Source organism: Streptomyces cupreus (assembly GCF_014257025.1).
GTDB classification, from domain to species: domain Bacteria; phylum Actinomycetota; class Actinomycetes; order Streptomycetales; family Streptomycetaceae; genus Streptomyces; species Streptomyces cupreus.
In genome coordinates this window covers 1-1,789 of the sequence record NZ_JACMSF010000156.1, presented here as the reverse complement: position 1 = coordinate 1,789, position 1,789 = coordinate 1, and the positions used below count along the sequence as shown (strand labels likewise).

Below are 1,789 nucleotides of genomic sequence, written 5' to 3'. Positions count from 1 at the left end.
GACTCTGTTGGTGATCTTGACGGGGTGGTGACGGCGGACGCTGGTGGTGGTTGGCTGGTCGGAGGCGGGGCGGCCTCGGTTTTGGGGCGGTGAACGGTGTCGATGCGTCCGGCAAGTTTCCAGCGGATTCCTCCGATGACGGTCCGCACGGCGTGGGCGGCGTGTCCGAAGGGGACGCCGGTGATGCTGATGAGGGACCGGCTGGATGTGGTGTTCGCCGACGAGGACTTCACTCATCTGTATCCGTCCGATGGCCGACCGGGCTTCTCGCCGGGGCAGTTGGCGCTGGTGTCGGTGCTGCAGTTCGCGGAGAACCTCTCGGACCGGGCGGCGGCGGATGCGGTGCGCACGAGGATCGACTGGAAGTACGGACTTGGCCTTGAACTGGACGATCCGGGCTTCGACCACTCGGTACTCAGTGAGTTCCGGGCCCGGCTGGCCGAGGGCAGCCGGGCGGATCAGCTGCTGCAGTTGATGCTGGACCGCCTGGTGGCGGCCGGGCTGCTCAAGGGGCGGGGCCGGCAGCGTACTGATGCCACTCATGTCCTGGCGGCGGTGCGGCGGTTGAGCCGGCTGGAGCTGGCGGGTGAGAGCGTGCGGGCTGCGCTGGAGGAGATTGCCGAGGCCGATCCGGACTGGCTGGTGCCGCTGATCGAACCGGAGTGGGCCAAGCGGTACGGCCGGAAGGTCGAGATCGGGAAAGTGGCGGGCGGCAAGGTAGCGGTGCGCGAGCGTGCCGAGGAGTTCGGCCGGGACGGGCAGAAACTCCTCACCGCGGTCTGGGCGGCCGACGCCCCAGACCGTCTGCGGATGCTGCGCCAGGTGGAGATCCTGCGGCGGGTCTGGGTCCATCAGTACTACTGGGATCGTGAGGGGCAATTGCGCTGGCGGGAGGGCACGGCTCTGCCGCCGGCCTCGCTGCGGTTCGACTCCCCGTATGACACGGACGCGCACTACTGCGTCAAACGCGATGTCCAGTGGAGCGGATACCGGGTTCATGTCACCGAGTCATGTGATCAGGATCTGCCGCACCTGGTGACGCATGTGGCCACCACCATTGCTCCCGTCCAGGACGGGCAGTTGACCGAGAAGATCCACGACGACCTCGCCACCCGTCGCCTGGCTCCGGCCGAGCACGTCGTGGACACCGCTTACCTTTCACCCGCGCAGATCGAGCGGGCTCAGCGCGTGCACGGCATCACGCTGCTCGGCCCGGTTCTTGCGGACAACAGCCGCCAGGCCAAAGCGGATTCGGGCTTCGACAAGACGGCCTTCGCCATCGACTGGGGCAACGAGCAGGCGATCTGCCCGCGAGGTGCGACGAGTGTGTCCTGGACCGAGCTGCATATCTCCGGCCACACCTATCTTCAGGCCCGGTTCGCCGAGAGGGACTGCCGGCCCTGCCCAGACCGTGCCCGGTGCACCTCCTCGGCCACAGGCTCCCGCTCCATCGCAGTCCTGCCGCAGGCACTGCACGAGATCCAGATGCGCAATCGGCTCGACCAACAGACCGAACAGTGGCAACGCCGGTACGCGATCCGCGCCGGCATCGAGTCCACCCTCTCTCAGAACGTACGAGCTCACGGCCTGCGCAGAAGCCGCTATCGAGGTCTGACCCGCACTCACGTGCAGCACGTCTTGACCGCCATGGCCTGCAACCTCAGCCGCCTCGCCAACTGGCACGACACCACCTCATCGACCCTCCGCGCATCTCGCTTTCAGACTCTCTGCACCGCAGCAGGATTCACGATCATCTGACCACTAAAGATCACCAACAGAGTCACGGCAT

General features: G+C 66.7%; 1 protein-coding gene. It reads left to right on the top strand.

Translation table 11 applies throughout. The annotated features are described in order from the left end of the window. The first annotated feature begins 102 nt into the window (after positions 1–102). Entirely contained in the window at positions 103–1,758 is a 1,656-nt protein-coding gene (locus H4N64_RS44050) for an IS1182 family transposase (protein ID WP_260860457.1), read from the top strand. The last annotated feature ends 31 nt before the right edge of the window (positions 1,759–1,789 follow it).